The following is a 20,622-nucleotide window of genomic DNA, read 5'->3' as shown; positions in this document are numbered from 1 at the left end:
AGGCTGGACATGACAAAAATCTGGAACGAAAGCGGCTTTGTCGAGAACGACCCCTGGGTTATCGAAACCGAGGACGTAAAGGCCACTGACGATCAACAGGCGATCCTTGATCTTGATAGCTTCCTTGTGAAGGTAGAGGAAAGCAATGACGTGAACCTTGGCGTGCTGATCAAGCCTGCCGATGATGTGTTGCGTTTGGCACCTTATCAGGACCGTATCGCGCTGGTCGCCATTTCATTTCCGGCCTATAATGACGGTCGCGGCTTCAGCCACGCCTCATTGCTGCGCTCGCGCCTTGGCTTTGTTGGCGAGGTGAGGGCGGTGGGCGATGTGCTGCTTGACCAGATTCCGCATATGTTGCGCACCGGGTTTTCCAGCCTGTCGGTGACCAATGAAACGGCGATCCGCAGACTGTCTGAACATCGTATTCCAGGCATTGATGTTCACTATCAGCCAGCGGTCAAGGAGGCTGTGACCACTGATTCATACAGCTGGCGTCGGCGTGCGGCAGTATGACATCTCGTATTTTGCAAGCCGAAGCTTAATTTTGGTGGGTGATTTGCAACTGATCTCATGAAAACATGAGGTTCTGGTGCATATTTTCCAAACGTAGACCAGCTATGACATTCCATGCCTTTAAAAGCGGCATGGAATGGTATAATTGCCCTGCAATATCCATCGTAGACCTGAAATGGACGGACCAACGCATGAATGCTCCAGCCAAGAATGAAGAATTCGCAGCCAAGATTCCGGACGGCGTTTACGCCGAGACGGTGATTTCGGTTGAGCATTATACCGACCGTCTGTTCCGTTTCCGCATGACGCGCCCGGCCGGTTTCCGTTTCCGCTCTGGCGAGTTCGCCATGATCGGCCTGATGGTCGGTGAAAAGCCTGTTTACCGTGCCTATTCGATTGCCAGCCCGGCTTGGGATGAAGAACTTGAGTTCTTCTCGATCAAGGTGCCAGATGGTCCTTTGACCTCGCACCTGCAGGCCATCAAGCCAGGCGACACGGTGCTGATGCGCAAGAAGCCGACAGGCACGCTGGTGCTGGACGCGCTGACACCCGGCAAACGTCTTTACATGTTCTCGACCGGTACCGGCATTGCGCCTTTCGCAAGCCTTATCCGTGACCCCGAAACCTACGAAAAGTTCGAGGAAGTCATTCTCACGCATACATGCCGTGACGTGGCTGAGCTGAAATATGGTTTTGATCTGGTCGAGGAAATCAAGAACCACGAGTTCCTGAGCGAACTGGTTGGCGACAAGTTGAAACATTACGCAACGGTGACCCGTGAAGATTATCCCTTCACCGGCCGCATCACCGACCTGATTGAAAACGGCAAGATGTTTGCCGATCTTGGTGTATCTGCGTTCGATCCTGAAATCGATCGCGGCATGATCTGCGGCTCGTCCGCAATGCTGAAAGACACCAAGGAACTGCTGGAAAAGGCTGGCCTCAATGAAGGCGCCAACAATAAGCCAGCAGAATTCGTGATCGAACGCGCCTTCGTCGGTTGATCGACAGGACCTTGTGAATTGAAAAAGGAGACCTCGCGGTCTCCTTTTGCGTTTCAGGCTTTCTGGACATCCGTTGGCGGCACGATGTCGTGTCGGAACAGCAGGAACAAGGCGATGGCAATGGCCGCGATGCCGCCGCCAACAAGATGCGAAAGCGCATAACCACCCTTGGTGGTCAACCAGCCTGCAACGCCGTTGCTCAAGGAGGCGCCGATGCCTTGCAACGTCATGACGCTGGCAAGGCCGACATTAAAGCGGCCCGTGCCTTTCAAAATACGTTCCACCGCAACCGGGGTGGCAATGCCAAGCAAGCCAGCACCAATGCCATCAAGCAATTGCACGGGGTAAATAACCCAGAACTGTTCGAAGGATGCGGCAAGCAGGCCGCGAATGGGCAGGGCGATTAGCGCGATCAGAAATACGGTTGAGAGGCCAAAGCGTCTGATAAGCCAAGGTGCCGCGGCTGCCACGAAGATCATCGCAAATTGCGCGACACCGGTAATGATGGCGGTGGTACGAAACGGCGAGTTGAGCTCAATGGCAAAATCCTGCGCGATCAAGCGGCCCATTGGTGCGTTGCCGAAGTGAAAGATCAGCAGGATGATGGCCAGGAAAATCAGGCCTTTTTCATTCAGTAATATCTTTATTCCGGACGGCCCCGGCTCACCCTTGTCCTCGGCCAGGCCGCGGGCAACCTTGTGATCAATGCGTTTCGGATCAATGGCAGCAATTGCGGCCAGTGCTCCGACAGCGGTGACGATCATCAGGCCGATGACGCCCGAAATACCAAAGGCCGACACGGCCATATAGGTGGCAAACAGTGAGACGAAATTGCCGCCATGGTTCCAGAACTCATTGCGGGAAATCTGGCGTGGAAACAGTTTTTCGCCAACAAGACCGAGCGTCAGTCCGGCAAGGGCGGGTCCTATGACTGCGCCAACAACCGCCGTCATGATTTGGCCGGTCCACACGACGGCCTCGTTGGTAAAGATCAACGTGATCAATGCACCAACGGTGACGATAATGACCGGCACGGCAATCAGCAGCCGTTTCCAGGTCGAACTGTCGACCAATGCTCCACACAGGGGCGTTGCTGCAAGACCGATCAGCCCGCCGACCGTTGCAATCAGGCCAAGCTGCATGGCCGACCAGCCATTGGTGGCGAGAAACGCGTCCAGAAATGGCCCCAGCCCATCGCGCGCATCGGCCAGGAAAAAATTCAGCACAGCCAGTGCCAGCAGTGAACGGTCAGAGATGCCGGAATGTGGGGTTTTGCCCAGTGATTGGCCGTCTGAGTGGATGGGTGTTGTTAGCGTTGTCATCGACGGCTCTTTCTGATGTGAGGCGAAGCTGGCGTGAAACGCGCGATTTTGAAATTGGTTGCTGTTACAGTTAACGCTTCTGTGTGAAGGAACTATCGGCACTGCTGGACGTTGGCTGTTCATGTGAAAAGGAACAGCGTCATGAGCTATAAGTTAGCATCGATCATTATGCTTGCCGCAGTTGTTGCTGCACCGCCCGCAATGGCGAATGAAAGCCAGTTTCTCGCTAGTCTTGGCGGCAGCTGGAAGGGCACCGGCACCGTGCGCATGCAGACCAATGCATCGCCGGTGAAGGTTACTTGCACATTCCAGTCCAATCCGGCGGGCCCATCGCTGCGCATGGAAGGCACGTGCCGTGGACTGGTGGTGGTCAAACGCGAGATATCTGCCGACTTGGCGGCCAGTGGCAACAGCTATAAAGGCAATTATGTTGGCCCGTCCGGCCGCCCGTCAGCGCTCAGCGGCAAACGTCAGGGGGATGCTATCAATCTGACCGTGCGCTGGAACCGTGAAATCAATGGCGACCGGGTGGCCAATATGACCATCAGCAAGGTGGGCAATAACGGCCTTCGCCTGCGCACCACCGACAAGGACGGTGCAAACGGAAAGAACGTTGTGACGAGTGATATTCAGCTGACGCGGTAAACGGTTCAGTCGCGCTTGATGGTCAGCAACATGTCCCACATGTCGGCGCCGGTTTCGAAAACGACGGCATTGGCCTTGAAGCCAATTTCGGCGTTGATTCTATCAAGCATTTCGTTGGCGAGGTCGACGTTCTGGCCATCAGCAGATGGGCTGACAGACGCGGTGACGCCACCAGAGGTGTGGCTTGAAAAGCTGGTTTCAAGGTGGGCGTAACCTGGCGTGCTGACATTGGCGACATTGTTGGCGGTTGCCGCAAGGCTTCGGCTATGGGCCTGCATGCCTGATAGAGCGTTGCTGGTGATTGCTGAAATGCTCATGCGTTCCCCTGCCTGTTCTGGCCCCATCTACCTATCGTGCACATTAAGCGGCACGGCTTATGGAAAGGTGAAGCGACGCGGTAAGCGAAATCTTCTTAGAGTTATCGTCACTGTCGCAAAACAGTACATGTCCGTGCCGTGGACTTAAAAGAAAAGCGCCGCTGGTGAGGGCGGCGCTTTCTGTTTGGGCAGGACGTTCTGTCTTACGCTGCGTAACGGCTTTGCGCGTAACCTTGCGTCTGCTGCTGGCCGAGCTTGAACTGGCTCATCAGCTGTTTCATGCGTGATGCTTCAGAGGCGAGTGTAGCACTGGCCGCATTGGTCTCTTCGACCATGGCAGCGTTCTGCTGGGTGACCTGATCCATCTGGTTGACGGCAACATTGACCTCCGACATGCCGGTGGACTGTTCACGCGACGATGTTGCGATGGATTCAACATTGTGGTTGATCTCGTCAATCATCTCTTCGATGGATTTCAGTGCCGTGCCTGTTTCGGAAACGAGCTTCACGCCGTTTTCAACTTCGTTGCCGGAATTTCGGATCAGTTCCTTGATTTCCTTGGCGGCCTGCGCGGAACGTTGTGCCAGTTCGCGCACTTCCTGCGCGACAACGGCAAAACCCTTGCCAGCTTCGCCAGCGCGGGCAGCTTCAACACCTGCGTTCAGAGCCAGAAGGTTGGTCTGGAAGGCGATTTCATCGATCACACCGATGATGCTGGAGATCTGCGTCGAGGACTGGACGATTTTCTGCATGGCAGCCACCGCATTCGCGACCACTTCGCCAGACTTTTTAGCGTTTTCATTGGCCTGTCCGGTCAGCTTGCGGGCGTCGTTGGTGCGCTGCGCGGAATTCGACACATTGGCGGTGATCTGGTCGAGCGCTGCTGCGGTTTCTTCCAGAGACGCGGCCTGCTGTTCGGTACGGCGCGAGAGGTCGGTGGCGCTCTGGCTGATCTCGAATGTACCGCTTTCAATGCTGAATGCGGCCTGGGTGATTTCGATCATGGTGGTGTTCAACTGGCTGACCGCACTGTTGAGGTTGTGGCGCAGCGCATCAAAATCTGCCGAGAAGGGTTCGGTGATTTGGAAAGCAAGATCACCAGCAGCAAGGCGCTGCAGGCCTGTTGCAAGACCAGATGTTGCGGCTTCAAGCCGTGCCTGGGCTGCGGCTTCCGCCTCTGCTGTCAGGCGAGCGCGTTCCTGCTCGGCGCGCGCACGGGCACCGGCGGCATCTGCTTCCAGTTGACGGTTGGTAATGGCAGATTGTTGGAACACGGCAACGGCGGCAATCATCTTGCCGATTTCATCTTTACGGTCTTCGCCAAACAGCTTTACCTCAAGGTCGCCAGAGGCAATGCGGCGCATCAGGTTTTCAAGCCGCGACAGGGGTTTGGAGACTCCGCCGATAACGACAGCTACCGAGAAACCAACGATGCCAAGTGCGACGAGGCTAAGAGCACTCATCCAGAAGAATATGGAATTCTTTTCCTTGAGCGTTGCCTGATAATCGGACTTTGCAGTTTCGATTTGCAAATTGATTAGATCGTTGATCGGGCCGGAAAGCGGGTCAATCGTCGGATAGAGCTTGGTGCGGCTGAACATCACCAGAGACTGCATGTCGCGCTTTGCAATGATTTGCGACAATTCGTTCAAGACAGGGCCGGATTCGGCAAGATGCGCCTTGAATGTCGTCGCAAGATTTTTTTCCTCCGGCGTCATGTAGCTGCTCTCGTAAGCACTCCAAGCCTTGTCAATGTTTGACTGAGCGCTTGCCAGACTGCTGCTGCCGTCCTCCCAGCTCATTTCACCACCAGCGATTTTGTGCGTGGTGTCGACAATATTGACGGCATACATGTCTGCAACCATCTTGAGCTGGGCCATTGGCTGAATTCTGTCTTGCAGCAATGAATAAGTGCGCTCGGAAACGGTGGAAATACTGAAAAATGAGACAGCAACGATCGTGGCAATAGCTACCGATAGCATCGAGATGCTTGCAATAAGCTTGAAGCGGATAGACATATGCTTGGGATCCACAGGGAGGAAAGTAGGAGGGGATATGCTGTGGATATAATTAGTTATATTTGTTTTATCGTTTGTTAATAAAACTAATTTTTGTGAGAGCTGTTCTCCAGGAAGCCATCCCTTTCGCTAGAAAAAAGGCCCGCCAGAGGCGGGCCATTTCATTTTATTCTGCGGCTTCCTGGTACTCGCTCATCGGCGGGCATGTGCAGATGAGGTTACGGTCACCATAGACGTTGTCGATGCGGTTGACCGGCGACCAGTATTTGTCGATGCGGAAGGCGCCGGGCGGGAAGCAACCCTTTTCGCGGGAATAAGGACGATCCCATTCGCCAACCAGATCTTCCACCGTGTGCGGCGCATTCTTCAACGGATTGTTGAGCTTGTCGCTGCGGCCTTCCTCGATGTCGCGGGCTTCCTCACGGATGGCCAGCATGGCATCGCAGAAACGGTCGAGTTCTGCCTTGGTTTCCGATTCTGTCGGCTCGATCATCAACGTGCCGGCGACCGGCCAGCTCATGGTCGGTGCGTGGAAACCGCAGTCGATCAGACGTTTTGCCACGTCATCCACCGTCACGCCGCAGCTATCGACCAGCGGGCGGGTGTCGATGATGCACTCATGGGCTACACGGCCGGTTTCGGACTTGTAGAGCACATCGTAAGCACCCTTGAGGCGGGCCGCGATGTAGTTGGCGTTGAGGATGGCAACCTTGGTTGCCTGCGTCAGGCCTTCACCGCCCATCATCAGGCAGTAGCTCCATGAGATCGGCAGGATCGATGGTGAACCGAACGGTGCAGCAGAGACCGCGCCTTCACGACCATCGCTTGCCACGTGGCCGGGCAGGAACGGTGCAAGATGTGCCTTGACGCCGATCGGACCCATGCCGGGTCCACCACCACCATGCGGAATGCAGAAGGTCTTGTGCAGGTTAAGGTGCGATACGTCGGAGCCGATATCACCTGGGCGGGCAAGGCCGACCATGGCATTCATGTTGGCGCCGTCGAGATAGACCTGGCCGCCATGCTTGTGGGTGATATCGCAAATTTCGCGAACCGTTTCCTCAAACACGCCGTGGGTGGACGGGTAGGTGATCATGCAGCAGGAAAGGTTTGCCGCATATTGTTCAGCCTTTTCACGGAAATCATCGATATCGATGTCGCCGTTTTCACGAACCTTGATTGGTACAACCTTCATGCCAACCATTTGTGCCGACGCCGGGTTGGTGCCGTGCGCGGAGGTTGGGATAAGGCAGACGTCGCGGTGCGTGTCACCATTGGCAAGGTGATAGTTGCGAATGGTCAGAAGGCCGGCATATTCGCCCTGCGCGCCGGAATTCGGCTGCATGGAGAAGGCGTCATAACCGGTGACCGAGCACAGCTTTTCGGAGAGATCGTCGATCATTTCCTTGTAGCCCAGGGCTTGGTTGGCCGGGACAAAAGGATGGATGTCGGAGAATTCCGGCCAGGTGATCGGCAGCATTTCGGCTGTGGCGTTCAGCTTCATGGTGCAGGAGCCGAGCGGGATCATTGAGCGGTCGAGCGCCAGATCGCGATCCGAAAGACGGCGGATGTAACGGGTCATCTCGCTTTCGGCGCGGTTCATGTGGAAGATCGGATGCGTCATGTACTGGCTGGAGCGCAGCAGATCCTTCGGCAGACGGTAATCAGCCTCGAAATCGGCAACAACGAAGTTGCCACCAAATGCGCGCCAGACGGCTTCCAGCGTTGCCGGGCGGGTGCGCTCGTCAAGGCTCATGCCGATCTTGGTTGCACCGACCTTGCGCAGGTTCACACCTTCGGCAACGGCTGAGCGCATGATGACGCCCTGCATGTGGCCAACATCAACGGTGATGGTGTCGAAGAAGGTTTCCGGCTCGATGGTGTAACCAAGCTTTTCCAGGCCCTTGGCCATCAGAACAGCCTTCTTGTGGGTCTGCTGGGCAATGGCCTTGATGCCCTGTGGGCCGTGGAACACGCCGTACATCGATGCCATGACGGCCAGAAGCACCTGCGCGGTGCAGATGTTGGACGTGGCCTTTTCACGGCGGATGTGCTGTTCGCGGGTCTGCAGCGACAAGCGGTAGGCGCGGTTGCCGCGTGCATCGACCGATACACCGACGAGACGGCCCGGCATGGAGCGCTTGATGGCGTCCTTGACCGACATGAAGGCGGCGTGCGGGCCGCCGTAACCGACAGGTACGCCGAAACGCTGCGAGGAACCGATGGCGATATCGGCGCCCATTTCACCCGGAGATTTCAGCAGTGTCAACGCCAGCAGGTCCGTGGCAACTGCGGCAATGGCGCCAGTCTGGTGCAGACGGGCAATCAGGCCGGAGAAGTCAGTGACGTGACCGTGGGTGCCGGGATACTGGAAGATTGCGCCAAACACGTCGACCGGGTCCAGATCGGTGAACGGGTTGCCGACAATGACTTTCCAGCCAAGTGGAGCGGCACGGGTTTCGATCAGCGCAATGGTCTGCGGATGGCAGTTTGCGTCAACGAAGAACGATGTTGCCTTGGACTTTGCAACGCGCTGGCACATGGCCATGGCTTCGGCAGCAGCGGTTGCTTCGTCGAGAAGCGACGCATTGGCAACGTCAAGGCCGGTCAGGTCACAGATCATCGTCTGGAAGTTCAGGAGCGCTTCAAGGCGACCCTGCGAAATCTCCGGCTGGTAGGGCGTATAGGCCGTGTACCAAGCCGGATTTTCCAGAATGTTGCGCTGGATAACAGGCGGCGTGATGGTGCCGTAATAGCCCTGACCGATCAGCGAGGTCAGAACCTGGTTCTTGTTGGCGGTTTCGCGCAGACGGTCCAGCGCTTCACGCTCGGACAGTGCCGCACCCCAGGTGAGCGGGGTTTTCTGGCGAATGGAGGAAGGCACGGTGGCATCGATCAGCGCATCAAGGCTGCGATAACCGATAACTTTGAGCATTTCCTCCATTTCAGCCGGCGACGGGCCGATATGACGACGGTTTGCGAAGTCATAGGGCTGGTAGTCGGTGAACTGGAAATCAGCGGGCGTTGTCATTACGCAATCAGCTCCTTGTAGGCTGCTTCGTCGAGCAGCGCATCAGCATCTGACGGGTTGGCAAGTTTCAGCTTGAAGAACCAGCCGGCACCCTGCGGGTCGGAGTTAACGAGCGAAGGGTCGTCAACGATTGCCTGGTTGATCTCGGTGATTTCGCCATCAAGTGGACAATAAACGTCGGATGCAGCCTTCACGGATTCAACGGTTGACGCTTCGCCATTTTTTGCGAATGTCGCGCCAACTTCCGGCAGTTCGACAAACACGAGGTCACCCAGCTGCTCGGCAGCGTGGCTGGTGATGCCAACGGTGGCAACGCCGTCTTCAAGTTTCAGCCATTCGTGTTCAGCGGTAAATTTCAACATGGTTCTCTCCGGGAGGTCTTGAAAGAGTTTATCGTTTGTAAGTCGGTGTGATGAAGGGCAGGGCCGCAACTGATACTGGCAGATACTTGCCACGAACTTCAGCGAAAATTGCGGTGCCAGCAGCAGTGTATTCTTTCGGTACGTAGCCCATGGCAACGGGGCCTTCCACGGAAGGACCAAAGCCACCTGAGGTCACTTCACCAATTTCAGTCTTGCCTTCAGCATCTGCAAACAGCTTGGCGTGGCCACGAACCGGGGCCTTGCCTTCCGGCTTCAGTCCAACCCGTCGGCGCGATGTGCCATTTGCCTGTTCTGAAAGGATGCGCGATGCGCCGGGGTAACCGCCTTCGCGTTCGCCGCCCGCACGCCTGGCCTTTTGAATGGCCCATTCCAGTGCAGCCTCGATTGGCGAAGTCGTGGTGTCGATGTCGTTGCCGTAAAGGCAAAGACCGGCTTCCAGACGCAGGCTGTCGCGTGCACCAAGGCCAATCGGCTCACAGTCGGGATGCTCAAGCAGTGCCTTGGCAATGAACTCCGCCTTGTCGGCGGGTACGGAGATTTCGAAACCGTCTTCACCGGAATAACCGGAACGGGAAACGATGCAGGACACGTCAAGCAATGGCACTTCACGCACATCCATGAACTTCATGCCGGAAACACCGGCCCACAACTCTGCCAGAACTGCTTCCGCTCGCGGGCCTTGCAGGGCAATCAGCGCGCGATCATCAATAAGAGTAATGTCGCAGCTGTCGGAAAGATGCGCTTTCATATGTGCCAGATCGGCGTCCTTGCAGGAGGCGTTAACGACGACAAACAGATGGTCACCACGGTTGGTGATCATCAGGTCATCGAGAATGCAGCCATTGTCATCGGTGAAGAAACCGTAACGTTGGCGGCCTTCTTTCAGGGCCAGGATATCAACAGGAACCAGCGTTTCCAGCGCAAGCGCTGCATCTTCAACCTTGCCGGATTTTGCCTTGATGATGACCTGACCCATGTGGGACACGTCAAACAGACCAGCAGAGGTGCGCGTCTGGATATGCTCCTTCATGACACCGGCTGGATATTGCACAGGCATGTCATAACCGGCAAATGGCACCATGCGGGCGCCAAGCGACAGATGCAGGGAATGAAGCGGGGTGATTTTAAGCTCGGCGGTATCGTCCAAAAGACGCCTCCAGGGTTGCGCGAAAACGCGCGGGCTCGTGTTTTGGCGCAAATGCGCCGGTTCAAGAGCCCCCTCTGTCCTTGTCGCCTGAGATTGTTATCCCTTCGGCGAGCCTATTCCTTCATGCAAAGGCGGCTTCTCTCCAGAGTCATGCATTCCCCGCTGGTCCTTTTGCCTGAGAGTTTCCGGGGCGGTTGCTCCTTCGGCACCGCACCTAAGCGGCTTCTCCCAGCGGTGAAGTTTGCTCATTATCTGCGAACCCCGTGGCTTGGCAAGGACCAAATGCCGCAGGCGAACAGATAATTGTCGTCATGACGTTACCCAAGCATTTTTACGGGCATGTCACAAGGTGTGCTGTCCGTTCAGTCTTTTTTATCGACACGCTCCGGCAGACCCTTATGATCAGTGGAGGCAAACTCCTCAAGTTGCTTTTTGGTCATGGACTTGGCCATTTCTTTTGAAGCACCTTGTAAGGACGATTTCTTGATCTCGCCGCGTTTGGCGGCGAGGGCGGCTCCTGCTGCTTTCTGCTGTGCCTTGGATTTTGCGGGCATGATTTCATCTCCTGAAACTGCACATTGATGAAATGAAAAGCCTTGGGAAAACCAATTGTTCCTTTTGCAGGACGCGTTATAAATCGTGCGTGTTTGATTTGCGGCAAAAAGCAGAGAGCGCTTTGCTGTAAACAGGTGGGCCATGAACAAGAGATCAAAATCGATAGAGAGGTTTGTGCGCATTTTTTGCGCCATGCTGATGCTGTCGCTTGGGTTTGCCCACAAGCCGGTTGAGGCGGCGGTTGCCGCGCCGGTGCTGGATGAGAGCTATCGTCTACCAGACGGTACTTTTGCCGAAATATGCTTTGGACATGATGGCGAGGATGCGCCAGGCGCAACCGTTGGTCACGCCGGTGACCCCGCAGGCCACCTCGATATCAGCGGCAAGCTGTTCTGCGAGGCTTGCCTGCTTGCCTCATCCATTCTGCTGCCGCTGCCGGATGAAGAAGCGTGGTTGGTCACAAGCTTCACCTGGCTGGACAATACACCAGCCCCGCAGCGTTTCCTTGCCGATACCACTGTTCTTGAAAGATCCAGAGCCCGCGCACCTCCCTTTTTCATCTGATCCGTTGTTACGCATTGAATGAAAACGCCTGTTTTGGGCATAAGGCGGCAGATGGTCCGGGGGACCCGCCGCAGGGATAACAAGATGAAAAAGATTAGCGTTCTGGCCTATGCCACATTGCTCACGTCGGTTGCTGCAACACAGGGCTTTGCCCATTCTACCTTCGTCAATGAAACCGCGACGGCGGAAAGCACATTTATCGCTGCCCTTCAGGTGCCGCATGGCTGCGATGGTGGTCTCGCCACCACGGAGGTTCAGGTGCAGTTGCCGGAAGGTTTCATTTCCGCCAAACCACAGCCAAAGGCTGGTTGGGAACTGGAAATCATCAAGGGCGATTACCAGAAGGCCTACAGCAACCACGGCAAGGAGATCAAAAGCGGCCCGGTTGAGTTTCGCTGGAAGAACGGCAATCTGCCGGACGAGTTTTACGATACCTTCGTTTTTCAAGGCAAGATATCAGGCGTAGAGGCGGGCACCGACCTGCCGTTCAAGGTCAAACAGCTGTGCGGCGACAAGGGCACCGTTGTCTGGGATCAGGTGGCAGAAAAGGGTGCGGACCCGCATTCCCTAGCCAATCCCGCTCCGGTTTTGAAGGTGGCCGCCAAGGCCGAGCATGGCGGTGGTCATGATCATGGTGCGGCACCTGCCGGACATGGTGCTGATCATGCTGCGGCAGCCGTCAAGGTTGGTGATCTAGAGGTTGCTGGCGGTTTCTCCAAGGCCATGTTGCCGGGCCAGCCGGTTGGCGGTGGTTTTGTGACCATTACCAATTCCGGCAAGGCTGATGACAAGCTGGTATCGGCAGTATCAGATGTCGCTGGCCGTGTTGAGTTGCATGAAATGGCCATGCAGGGCGAAGTGATGAAAATGCGCAAGCTGGATGACGGCATCACTGTTCCGGCAGGCGAGACAGTTGAGCTGAAGCCCGGCGGTCTGCACTTCATGTTCTTTGAAGTCAAAAAGCCGTTTGCCGAAGGTGACACTGTGCCTGTTACTCTGACCTTCGAAAAGGCAGGCAAGGTTGACATTACCCTGTCGGTGCAGAGCGCCAAGCCAGGTGAGGCCAGGGAACACAAGCACAACTGAGGTATTACTCTGAGAAGTCAGAGTGTTGTTAAAAACAAAAAGCGCCGTAGGAATCTCTCCGGCGCTTTTCTCTTGGGGGGAATTGAAACGGGCAGTCCCTGCGTGGCCTATGCGGCCTCGTGTTTGCTTTCATTATCCTCATAGGCTTCTTGAACCTGTTCATAGGTCGCCTGGGGATTCTGATGATGGCTGCTGGTCAGGAAATAAAGCGCCAATGATGGTGGTTTGACTACGTTGATGAGCGCGCGCAGTTGTTGGTCGCTGCCTTGCTCGACCCGGCGAGCAAGCGCATGGATCGCTTCTTCCACGACCGTCTTTTTCGGTTCGCGTTGAGCCGGCTTTAACGCCTCCATAGCGTATGCGGCAGTATTTGCCGAAATGCTTAAGACCTGCGTCATGATCTCTTTCCACTATCTGACAATCTTGACCATAGTTCATCCTATGTCCTGCAAGTTGCATTCCTGCTAAATCTTGTGGTTGTATTTTAGTAAAATTGGATTTTGTTTGGCGTGGTGTATCGGGACGAAACGCATTGAATTATGCTGCAAGCATGATTCATGTTTTACTTGTTGCCATTGGCGGTGCAGTCGGTTCTGTTGCTCGTTATTTCGTGAACCTTTGGGCGTTTCGCCTGTGGGGTGCACATTTTCCGTGGGGAACGCTGGCCGTGAATGTTGTCGGCGGCCTGGCAATTGGCTTTCTGTCGGAAGTGATTGCGCGCAAGTTCAATGCGTCTACGGAAATGCGGCTGCTGGTAGTGACCGGCGTGCTGGGAGGCTTCACGACCTTTTCTTCATTCTCTCTTGATGCTGTCGGCCTGTTTGAGCGCGGGGAAATGGCACTTTCGGCGGTTTATATTGTTGCCAGTGTCGTTATTTCAATTCTTGCGGTTTGCGTCGGGCTGGCCTTGGGCCGCGCTTTGTTTTAAAGGCTCGTTCTAAATAATAGAGCCTGCCGGATAATTGGTGCAGGCAGAACAAACGAGACTGGAATTTTCCCATGGCAGGTATCGAGCATATCAAGGTTGAAGCCGATGAGGCTGGTATGCGGTTGGACCGCTGGTTCAAGGTGCATTATCCCGGCCTAGGTTTCGGTCAATTGCAGAAGCTGATGCGCTCCGGCCAGGTGCGCGTTGATGGCGGACGTGTAAAGACTGATGCCCGCGTACAGCCCGGCCAGATGGTGCGCGTGCCGCCAATCGATTCTGATGCCAAGGTCAAAGGCGGGCCGATTGGCTCCAAGGACCTCAAGCACGCCGAAGACGGTGAGCTGCTGCGTCGCATGCTGCTGCATGAAGACGACAAGGTGTTCGTGTTCAACAAGCCGGCCGGCATTGCCGTGCAGGGTGGTTCGGGTGTTACCCGCCATATCGATGGCCTGCTGGAAGCCTGGGTCAGCCCGAAGGGTGAAAAACCGCGCCTCGTGCACCGTCTCGACCGTGATACGTCAGGCGTTCTCGTTGTTGCCCGTACACGCGGTGCCGCGCAGAAGCTGACGGCAGCGTTTCGTGAGCGTGACACCAAGAAGACCTACTGGGCCTTGGTCCGGGGCGTGCCGCGCAAACATCAGGACAAGATTTCAAGCTGGCTGGTGAAAGAGCAAACGCCGGATGGCGACCGCATGCGCGTTGCCACCCATGGCGAGGAAGGGGCCGACCACGCCATTTCCTATTACCGTGTGATCGATACGGCCGCGCAGACCATGGCTTGGCTTGAGATGGAGCCTTATACGGGCCGTACGCACCAGCTTCGCGTTCACGCCTTGCAGATGGGCCATCCAATCATTGGCGACCCGAAATATTACATCGATGATCCCAACTGGGATTTCCCCGGTGGTGTTCAGAAGCGCCTGCATCTTCACGCCCGCCATATCGACATTCCGCATCCATCCGGTGGTCGTCTGCGCGTCTCTGCGCCTTTGTCACCGCACATGGTGCAAACCTGGAACCTTCTCGGGTTCGACCAGGCTGATGGCGACAAGGACGACGAATGAAACTGGTACTTTTCGATTGCGACGGCACACTGGTTGACAGTGTGAAGCTCATTCATGAAGTCATGGCGCGCACGTTCGTGCACTTTGGTTATGATCGCCCGACCATCGAGCAGACCAAGTCGATTATTGGCCTGACGCTGGATATTGCAATTGCCCGTATGCAGGGCAAACCGCATGTCGATGATGAAGCAACAGCAATGACCGCGCATTACAAGGCGATCTTTGCGGAAACGCGCGCCGAAGAGGGGCTGCAAGAGCCTTTGTTCGACGGCATTTCCGAGATGATTGCCGCGCTTGCGACACGTGAAGAAATCCTGATGGGTGCGGTTACCGGCAAGTCTCGCCGTGGCCTGAACCTGATCATGGATACCCATGGTTTTCGCAAACATTTCATCGTGTCGCGTACTGCTGACGACTGCCCTTCGAAACCGCATCCGGGCATGGTCACTGAATGCTGTGACGAAACCGGCATGGTGCCAGCCGATACGATCGTGATTGGCGATGCCATCTATGATATGCAGATGGCAAAGGCTGCAGGTGCCACGGCAATTGGCGTGGCGTGGGGATATGCCAGTGAGCCTGAGCTTTGGGCGGCCGGTGCCGATGCCGTTGTTGCTCACCCCAGAGAAATACCCGGCTATATCAAGGCGAATTGACGAGGCTTAATCATGCGTGATCTGTTGAACGATCTGACCGAAGGCTTGAGCCATCCGGACCCTATTTTGCGTGCGCAAATCCAGATGCAGAAACCGCTGCCAAAGCGCTTCTACAAGGAGGTCACGGTTGGTGAGGCCGAGGACGGCCAGTTCTCGGTGTTGCTGGATGGCAAGCCAGTTCGTACGCCGGCCAAGAAGCCGCTGGTGGTGCCGACACATGCACTTGCTGACCTGCTGCGTCTGGAATGGGATGCGCAGAAAGAGGTCGTCAACCCGGCGGTGATGCCAATCACCCGCACGGTCAACACGGCGATTGACGGTGTGGCCATTGATACGCAGGCGGTGTTTGAAGATATCTTACGTTTCTCATCGAGCGATCTCTTGTGCTACCGCGCCGGTGAACCGCAGGAGCTTGTGGAGCGTCAGGGCGATCTGTGGGATCCGGTTATCGACTGGGCCGCGAACAATCTCGGCGCACGCTTCATTCTGGTGGAAGGCATTATTCATCAGGAACAGCCGCGCGAAGCCGTTGCCGCCTTTGCGGTGACGCTGCGCAAATACGATACGGCGCTTGAGTTGGCAGCATTGCACACCATGACAACCATTACCGGTTCGGCCATTCTGGCGGTGGCCTTTGCCGAGGGCGCCTGGAGCTTGGAAGACATCTGGACCTTTGCCCATCTGGACGAAGACTGGACCGCCGAACATTGGGGCGAAGACGAAGAGGCTACGCAGCGGCGTGCTCATCGTCTTGTTGATATGCAGGCCGCAGCCGATGTTTTTGCATCGCTGAGAAGCGGTTCTTAACGCTTCCGTAACCCTAACGGGAAATCATAGCGGCATATTCCCAGGGACGGGGTTGTCGTTATTATGAGACGTCAGTTGCAGCGCATCACAGCGTTCTGGTCGGTTTTCGTGTTCGGAAACCGGGCGGGAATTGCACGCGCGCATACTTCTGGTTCAACAGACGTTTTCGGTTTTTCCGTGCTGCGTTCCGGCGCGTTTCTTGTGTGTTGTCTGGCGTTGATGTCGTTTCGGCTAATGCCTGACGATGCCGATAAAAACAGGCTGGTCTATGATGTGCGCGGCGCCTTTGTTGCCGCCCAGCCGGAAATTTCTCACCGTCTGATGCAGATGGTGCATTCCTACGTTTCTGAATCGATCGATGTGACCAGCCGCGCCACTGTGCGGCCGCGTGTGGTGCTGACCATTCGTCTGGCATCGGTGAAAAAGGAACCGTTCCTGCTGGGCGCACGCTCATCGGCACGGGTCGTGGTGCGGGCCGCGTCTGTGACGACGGGGGAAGTGATTGCCGAGGCGAAGTTTACCGCCACGGTTTACGGCCTGGACAAGGATAGCCTTGAGGGTGATCTGGCGTATGGCGTTGCCTCGCGGGTCATTCAGGAGTTCCAGCTGGCCAAGCCAGCGCCGGCAACGCTGGCGACCGCACTTTTTCCAAAGTGATTTCGCGGTAGGTCATTTATAACCTTCGCGACTTTGATCACTTGCTTTTCCTCGCGCTCCCTCGTCCCTGTCCTCGGGTATGACCCGAGGGATGTCACTGGGATCCAGTCAGCCCCAGTCCTGGGGCTGGAAGGAGGCTTCCTGCCGCGCAGACGCGCGGCAACTAGATTCCCGCAACACGTGCGGGAATGAGGTGCGTGGGTGGCGCAACGGCATTCAGAAAGTCGTGAGCCAAGCAGCTATCCGCCAATCAGCCCAAACGTTCAGCATGCCATTTCAGGTGATCATCCATGAAGGTCGAGATGAAGTAATAGGAGTGGTCGTAACGCTCGTGCATGCGCAGCGTCAGGCCGATGTCCGTTCCCTGGATGGCTTCTTCAAACAGCCATGGGCGCAGGCCGGTTTCAAGGAAGCTGTCTGCCTTGCCCTGATCGATCAGGAATTCAGGGAAACGGGCGCCGTCCTTGACCAGTTCGCAGGCGTCGTATTTGCGCCATGCCGCCTTGTCCTCACCGAGATACTTTTCCAGTGCCGGTGCCGACCAGTCAGCGCTTGTTGGTGCAACGATCGGTGCGAAGGCCGAGCAGCTCTTGAAACGTTCCGGGTTTTTCAGGGCGATGGTCATCGCGCCATGGCCACCCATCGAGTGGCCGAAAATGCCCTGACGGTTCATGTCTATGCGGAAGTGCTGTGAAACGAGGGCAGGCAGTTCCTCTGTGATGTAGGTGTACATCTGGAAATGTTCGGCCCAGGGCTTTTCGGTGGCGTCAAGGTAGAAGCCAGCGCCTTTACCCATCTGCCAGTTGGTCAGTTCGTCCGGAACGTCATTGCCGCGCGGGCTGGTATCCGGGCAGATAACGATCAGGCCCAGTTCCGATGCCATGCGGCGGTACTCGCCCTTTTCCATGACGTTGGCATGGGTGCAGGTGAGGCCGGAGAGATACCAGACAACAGGGCAAGGCTCCGAGATCGCCTTCGGTGGCACATAGACTGCAAAGGTCATTTCGGATTTGCAGCTTTCGGAATCATGGGCAAATACGCCCTGCATGCCGCCGAAGGATGTGTTCTGGGAGATGATTTTCATGCAATTTTCCTTGGGGTAAACTATCAACCGGCCAGTGACACCGCAGCGTTGACGAAGGCTGCGACAAGCACGGTGTTGAAGAAAAATGAAACGATGGAATGGGCAAGCGTTGCTTTGCGCATTACCGTGGTGGTGACACCAACGTCGGAGGTTTGCGCCGTCATGCCAATGACAAAGGCAAAATAGAGAAACTCATAAACGCCGGGATCTTCCGTGTCTGGGAAATCCATGCCGCCCTTATGTTCGGTATGGCCAGCGCGACCGGCCGGGCGCCAGAACAGATGGGCGTAATGCATGGCGGCCATGGTGTGGATGGTCACCCAGCCAAGCAGCACGGAAGCAAACGCCATGGCAAGTGCCGGCACTGTTTCACCTTCTGCGTGGTTCAGGGCAAAAAACAGCGAGACAACCGACACGGCAACGGCAACCAGCGTCACGGTAATGATGGCAATGGCTGGTGCATCATCACTATCGGCATGGGCTTTAAAATGGGCTGCCGTCAACAGATGCAGGCGTCGCGCGATCTGCGCCAGATAACTTAAGAAAAAGATCAGCGCGGCAATTTCGATGGCCAGTTCGGGGATCAGGTAAAGGGAGGCGGGCAGGGAGAGCGCCGCCAGCAAAAGCGCGATCAGGAATGGGCGATGACGCCTGTCTATGCCGTGCCGTTTTCCGCCTTCACGCATGGCTTTCCCCCTGTTTGCCGGTTTATTTTTTGACCCTGCGGCAAAGACGGTCAAGTGTCTCGAGAAAAGCTGAGCGGTCACGCGGGCTGAAAACCGGGTTGTAACCCTTGCTTTCCCCGGTTTCGCGCAGGTGCTGGCCAAGGTCACGCATGGCGGTTGCCATGCCGATATTGGCAACATCAAATATCCGTCCGGTCGGGCCTGTCACCAATGCGCCTGCGGACACGCAGCGTCCGGCCAGTGGCACATCGGCGGTGACAACAATGTCACCGTCCTTGGCGCGTTCGGCAATCCAGTCATCGGCGGCGTCAAAGCCATTGGACACAATGACATTCTTGATCATTGGATCACGCGACGGGCGCAGTCCTGAATTGGCGACGAATGTCACTTCCAGACCGTGCCGTTCGGCGACTTTAAGGATTTCCGGTTTGACCGGGCAGGCATCAGCGTCAACATAGATCATGGTACAGACCGTATCATGTCGACGTGCGGAATGCCGTCCTCGACATATTCTTCCGATGTGACTGTAAAGCCGAGCGAGCCGTAAAAGCGCTGCAAATGGCTTTGCGCCGATATCTCAATGGCCTCGCCGGGATATTCGCGTTCGCAGGCGATAATGGCTTCCCGCATCAGTGCTTCGCCGAGTTTCTTGCCGCGATGATCGGGCGACACGGCAACGCGGCCAATGCGCGGCAGTACCTCATTTGAGGGGCGCCACAGCCGCGCGCAGGCCAGCAACTCGTTACCATCCATCAACCGCAAATGCAGGCAGTCGATGTCATTGCCATCCAGCTCCGGGTAGGGGCATTCCTGCTCGACAACGAACACATCCACGCGCAATTTCAGCATGGCGTAAAGTTCGATGGCGGAGAACTCGTTGAGTCTCCGCACATCGACCGTATAGGGTTGCGAGGTAATCAATAAACCACCACGCCGCGAATGCTTTCGCCGGAATGCATCAGCTCGAAGCCCTTGTTGATGTCTTCCAGCGGCATGGTGTGGGTGATCATCGGGTCGATCTGGATCTTGCCTTCCATGTACCAGTCCACGATCTTTGGAACGTCGGTACGGCCACGGGCGCCACCAAAGGCCGTGCCCATCCAGTTACGGCCGGTGACCAGCTGGAACGGACGGGTGTTGATTTCCTGGCCCGCACCAGCCACGCCGATGATGACCGACTTGCCCCAGCCGCGGTGCGAGGCTTCAAGCGCCTGCCGCATGACCTTGGTGTTGCCGGTGCAGTCGAATGTGTAGTCCGCGCCGCCAATCAGGTCGCCGTTACGCTTGGTCATGTTGACGAGGTAAGGCACGATGTCGTCGCCGACTTCCTTCGGGTTGACGAAGTGCGTCATGCCGAATTTTTCGCCCCATTGCTTGCGGTCATTGTTGATGTCAACGCCGATGATCATGTCCGCACCGGCAAGGCGCAGGCCCTGCAGCACGTTAAGACCGATGCCGCCGAGACCGAAAACGATGGCCGTCGAGCCGATTTCGACCTTGGCCGTGTTGATGACGGCGCCGATGCCGGTGGTCACGCCGCAACCGATGTAGCAGATCTTGTCGAACGGCGCGTCGGGGTTGACCTTGGCCAGCGCGATTTCCGGCAGAACCGTGTAGTTCGCAAAGGTCGAGCAGCCCATGTAGTGGTGGATCTTGTCCTTGCCGATCGAGAAACGCGAGGTGCCGTCCGGCATTACGCCCTGACCCTGGGTGGAGCGAATCGAGGTGCAGAGGTTGGTCTTGCGCGACAGGCAGGAGTAGCACTCGCGGCATTCCGGCGTGTAGAGCGGAATGACGTGGTCGCCCTTCTTGACCGAGGTCACACCCGGGCCAACGTCAACAACGATACCGGCACCTTCGTGGCCGAGGATGGCCGGGAACAGGCCTTCCGGATCAGCGCCCGACAGCGTGAAATCATCAGTGTGGCAGATACCCGTTGCCTTGACTTCGATGAGCACTTCACCGGCGCGTGGGCCGTCAAGCTGGACGGTCATGACTTCGAGCGGTTTGCCTGCCTGCACGGCGACTGCTGCGCGTACATCCATCGGGTATCTCCTTGAGCGAATTGTTATATGTCAGACTTTTGCCTGAGCTTGTTATTCTAAACAAGGCGAAAAATGCAAAAAACTAATTCGTTATAAGGCAATAGCGG

General features: G+C 56.3%; 23 protein-coding genes and 1 riboswitch. Of the genes, 10 read left to right on the top strand and 13 right to left on the bottom strand.

Annotated features, from left to right (window positions below; all coding sequences use genetic code 11):
• Nucleotides 1–9: 9 nt before the first annotated feature.
• Entirely contained in the window at nt 10–516 is a 507-nt protein-coding gene (locus tag HGO37_RS00360) for a DUF934 domain-containing protein (protein ID WP_250981698.1), read from the top strand.
• Nucleotides 517–707: 191 nt separating this feature from the next.
• The gene (locus HGO37_RS00355; RefSeq protein ID WP_250981697.1) at nt 708–1,520 is read left to right on the top strand and encodes a ferredoxin--NADP reductase; all 813 of its coding nucleotides are present in this window, start codon (nt 708–710) and stop codon (nt 1,518–1,520) included.
• 53 nt (nt 1,521–1,573) lie between these two features.
• Here the strand turns inward: HGO37_RS00355 and HGO37_RS00350 are convergent, their stop codons facing one another.
• A complete protein-coding gene (locus tag HGO37_RS00350; RefSeq protein ID WP_250981696.1) occupies nt 1,574–2,842 on the bottom strand; it encodes an MFS transporter in 1,269 nt (422 codons plus the stop codon).
• A gap of 141 nt (nt 2,843–2,983) precedes the next feature.
• Here HGO37_RS00350 and HGO37_RS00345 point away from each other — a divergent pair, with 141 nt between their 5' ends.
• Nucleotides 2,984–3,487, top strand: a complete 504-nt coding sequence (locus tag HGO37_RS00345; RefSeq protein ID WP_250981695.1) for a hypothetical protein — start codon at nt 2,984–2,986, stop codon at nt 3,485–3,487.
• Between the two features lie 5 nt (nt 3,488–3,492).
• On the opposite strand, the gene HGO37_RS00340 is transcribed toward HGO37_RS00345, so the two are convergent.
• The 6 genes from HGO37_RS00340 to HGO37_RS00310 all read right to left on the bottom strand — a co-directional run bounded on the left by HGO37_RS00340 (nt 3,493) and on the right by HGO37_RS00310 (nt 10,937).
• Nucleotides 3,493–3,804 (bottom strand): flagellar basal body protein, encoded by a 312-nt coding sequence (locus tag HGO37_RS00340; protein WP_250981694.1) that lies wholly within the window; start codon nt 3,802–3,804, stop codon nt 3,493–3,495.
• A 203-nt stretch (nt 3,805–4,007) separates the two neighbouring features.
• Nucleotides 4,008–5,822, bottom strand: a complete 1,815-nt coding sequence (locus HGO37_RS00335) for a HAMP domain-containing methyl-accepting chemotaxis protein (RefSeq protein WP_285200243.1) — start codon at nt 5,820–5,822, stop codon at nt 4,008–4,010.
• Between the two features lie 166 nt (nt 5,823–5,988).
• Nucleotides 5,989–8,853, bottom strand: a complete 2,865-nt coding sequence (gcvP, locus tag HGO37_RS00325; RefSeq protein WP_250981693.1) for an aminomethyl-transferring glycine dehydrogenase — start codon at nt 8,851–8,853, stop codon at nt 5,989–5,991.
• On the bottom strand, nt 8,853–9,215 hold the full coding sequence (gene gcvH, locus HGO37_RS00320; protein WP_250981692.1) for a glycine cleavage system protein GcvH: 363 nt from the start codon (nt 9,213–9,215) through the stop codon (nt 8,853–8,855). The genes gcvP and gcvH overlap by 1 nt, the downstream gene beginning before the upstream one ends.
• A gap of 28 nt (nt 9,216–9,243) precedes the next feature.
• Nucleotides 9,244–10,383: a glycine cleavage system aminomethyltransferase GcvT gene (gene gcvT, locus HGO37_RS00315; protein ID WP_250981691.1), complete on the bottom strand. Its 1,140-nt coding sequence runs from the start codon at nt 10,381–10,383 to the stop codon at nt 9,244–9,246.
• 153 nt (nt 10,384–10,536) lie between these two features.
• A riboswitch (glycine riboswitch) is annotated at nt 10,537–10,624 on the bottom strand.
• A 121-nt stretch (nt 10,625–10,745) separates the two neighbouring features.
• Nucleotides 10,746–10,937: a DUF3008 family protein gene (locus HGO37_RS00310; RefSeq protein WP_192488890.1), complete on the bottom strand. Its 192-nt coding sequence runs from the start codon at nt 10,935–10,937 to the stop codon at nt 10,746–10,748.
• 175 nt (nt 10,938–11,112) lie between these two features.
• Here HGO37_RS00310 and HGO37_RS00305 point away from each other — a divergent pair, with 175 nt between their 5' ends.
• A complete protein-coding gene (locus HGO37_RS00305; RefSeq protein ID WP_502941361.1) occupies nt 11,113–11,502 on the top strand; it encodes a hypothetical protein in 390 nt (129 codons plus the stop codon).
• 84 nt (nt 11,503–11,586) lie between these two features.
• The gene (locus HGO37_RS00300) at nt 11,587–12,588 is read left to right on the top strand and encodes a copper chaperone PCu(A)C domain-containing protein (RefSeq protein ID WP_250981689.1); all 1,002 of its coding nucleotides are present in this window, start codon (nt 11,587–11,589) and stop codon (nt 12,586–12,588) included.
• 107 nt (nt 12,589–12,695) lie between these two features.
• Here HGO37_RS00300 and HGO37_RS00295 read toward each other — a convergent pair whose 3' ends face one another.
• Nucleotides 12,696–12,986 (bottom strand): hypothetical protein, encoded by a 291-nt coding sequence (locus HGO37_RS00295; protein ID WP_192488753.1) that lies wholly within the window; start codon nt 12,984–12,986, stop codon nt 12,696–12,698.
• 152 nt (nt 12,987–13,138) lie between these two features.
• On the opposite strand from HGO37_RS00295, the gene crcB reads away from it, so the two are divergent.
• The 5 genes from crcB (at nt 13,139) to HGO37_RS00270 (ending at nt 16,700) form a co-directional block, all read left to right on the top strand.
• Complete coding sequence (crcB, locus tag HGO37_RS00290) at nt 13,139–13,516, top strand: fluoride efflux transporter CrcB (RefSeq protein ID WP_250981688.1); 378 nt, start codon at nt 13,139–13,141, stop codon at nt 13,514–13,516.
• 71 nt (nt 13,517–13,587) lie between these two features.
• The gene (locus tag HGO37_RS00285; protein WP_192488755.1) at nt 13,588–14,580 is read left to right on the top strand and encodes an RluA family pseudouridine synthase; all 993 of its coding nucleotides are present in this window, start codon (nt 13,588–13,590) and stop codon (nt 14,578–14,580) included.
• Nucleotides 14,577–15,236, top strand: a complete 660-nt coding sequence (locus HGO37_RS00280) for an HAD-IA family hydrolase (protein WP_250981687.1) — start codon at nt 14,577–14,579, stop codon at nt 15,234–15,236. Before HGO37_RS00285 ends, HGO37_RS00280 begins: the two co-directional genes overlap by 4 nt.
• A 12-nt stretch (nt 15,237–15,248) precedes the next feature.
• Nucleotides 15,249–16,043: an ATP12 family chaperone protein gene (locus HGO37_RS00275; protein ID WP_250981686.1), complete on the top strand. Its 795-nt coding sequence runs from the start codon at nt 15,249–15,251 to the stop codon at nt 16,041–16,043.
• A 75-nt stretch (nt 16,044–16,118) separates the two neighbouring features.
• Nucleotides 16,119–16,700, top strand: a complete 582-nt coding sequence (locus tag HGO37_RS00270) for a hypothetical protein (RefSeq protein WP_352230527.1) — start codon at nt 16,119–16,121, stop codon at nt 16,698–16,700.
• Nucleotides 16,701–16,950: 250 nt separating this feature from the next.
• Here HGO37_RS00270 and fghA read toward each other — a convergent pair whose 3' ends face one another.
• Genes fghA through HGO37_RS00245 form a run of 5 tightly spaced genes read right to left on the bottom strand, consistent with a single transcriptional unit; the run spans nt 16,951 to nt 20,515 of the window.
• Complete coding sequence (gene fghA / locus HGO37_RS00265; protein ID WP_250981685.1) at nt 16,951–17,784, bottom strand: S-formylglutathione hydrolase; 834 nt, start codon at nt 17,782–17,784, stop codon at nt 16,951–16,953.
• Nucleotides 17,785–17,807: 23 nt separating this feature from the next.
• Entirely contained in the window at nt 17,808–18,470 is a 663-nt protein-coding gene (locus HGO37_RS00260; protein ID WP_250981684.1) for a DUF1345 domain-containing protein, read from the bottom strand.
• A 22-nt stretch (nt 18,471–18,492) separates the two neighbouring features.
• Nucleotides 18,493–18,933: a YaiI/YqxD family protein gene (locus HGO37_RS00255; protein ID WP_250981683.1), complete on the bottom strand. Its 441-nt coding sequence runs from the start codon at nt 18,931–18,933 to the stop codon at nt 18,493–18,495.
• Entirely contained in the window at nt 18,930–19,388 is a 459-nt protein-coding gene (locus tag HGO37_RS00250) for a GNAT family N-acetyltransferase (protein ID WP_250982373.1), read from the bottom strand. The genes HGO37_RS00255 and HGO37_RS00250 overlap by 4 nt, the downstream gene beginning before the upstream one ends.
• Nucleotides 19,388–20,515: an S-(hydroxymethyl)glutathione dehydrogenase/class III alcohol dehydrogenase gene (locus HGO37_RS00245; protein ID WP_250981682.1), complete on the bottom strand. Its 1,128-nt coding sequence runs from the start codon at nt 20,513–20,515 to the stop codon at nt 19,388–19,390. Before HGO37_RS00245 ends, HGO37_RS00250 begins: the two co-directional genes overlap by 1 nt.
• Nucleotides 20,516–20,622: the final 107 nt, after the last annotated feature.

It is taken from the genome of Rhizobium sp. CG4 (assembly GCF_023701965.1).
In the GTDB taxonomy this organism is placed as follows: Bacteria; Pseudomonadota; Alphaproteobacteria; order Rhizobiales; family Rhizobiaceae; genus Agrobacterium.
Note: the sequence above shows the minus strand (reverse complement) of the source record. Positions and strands in the feature narration are given on the sequence as shown.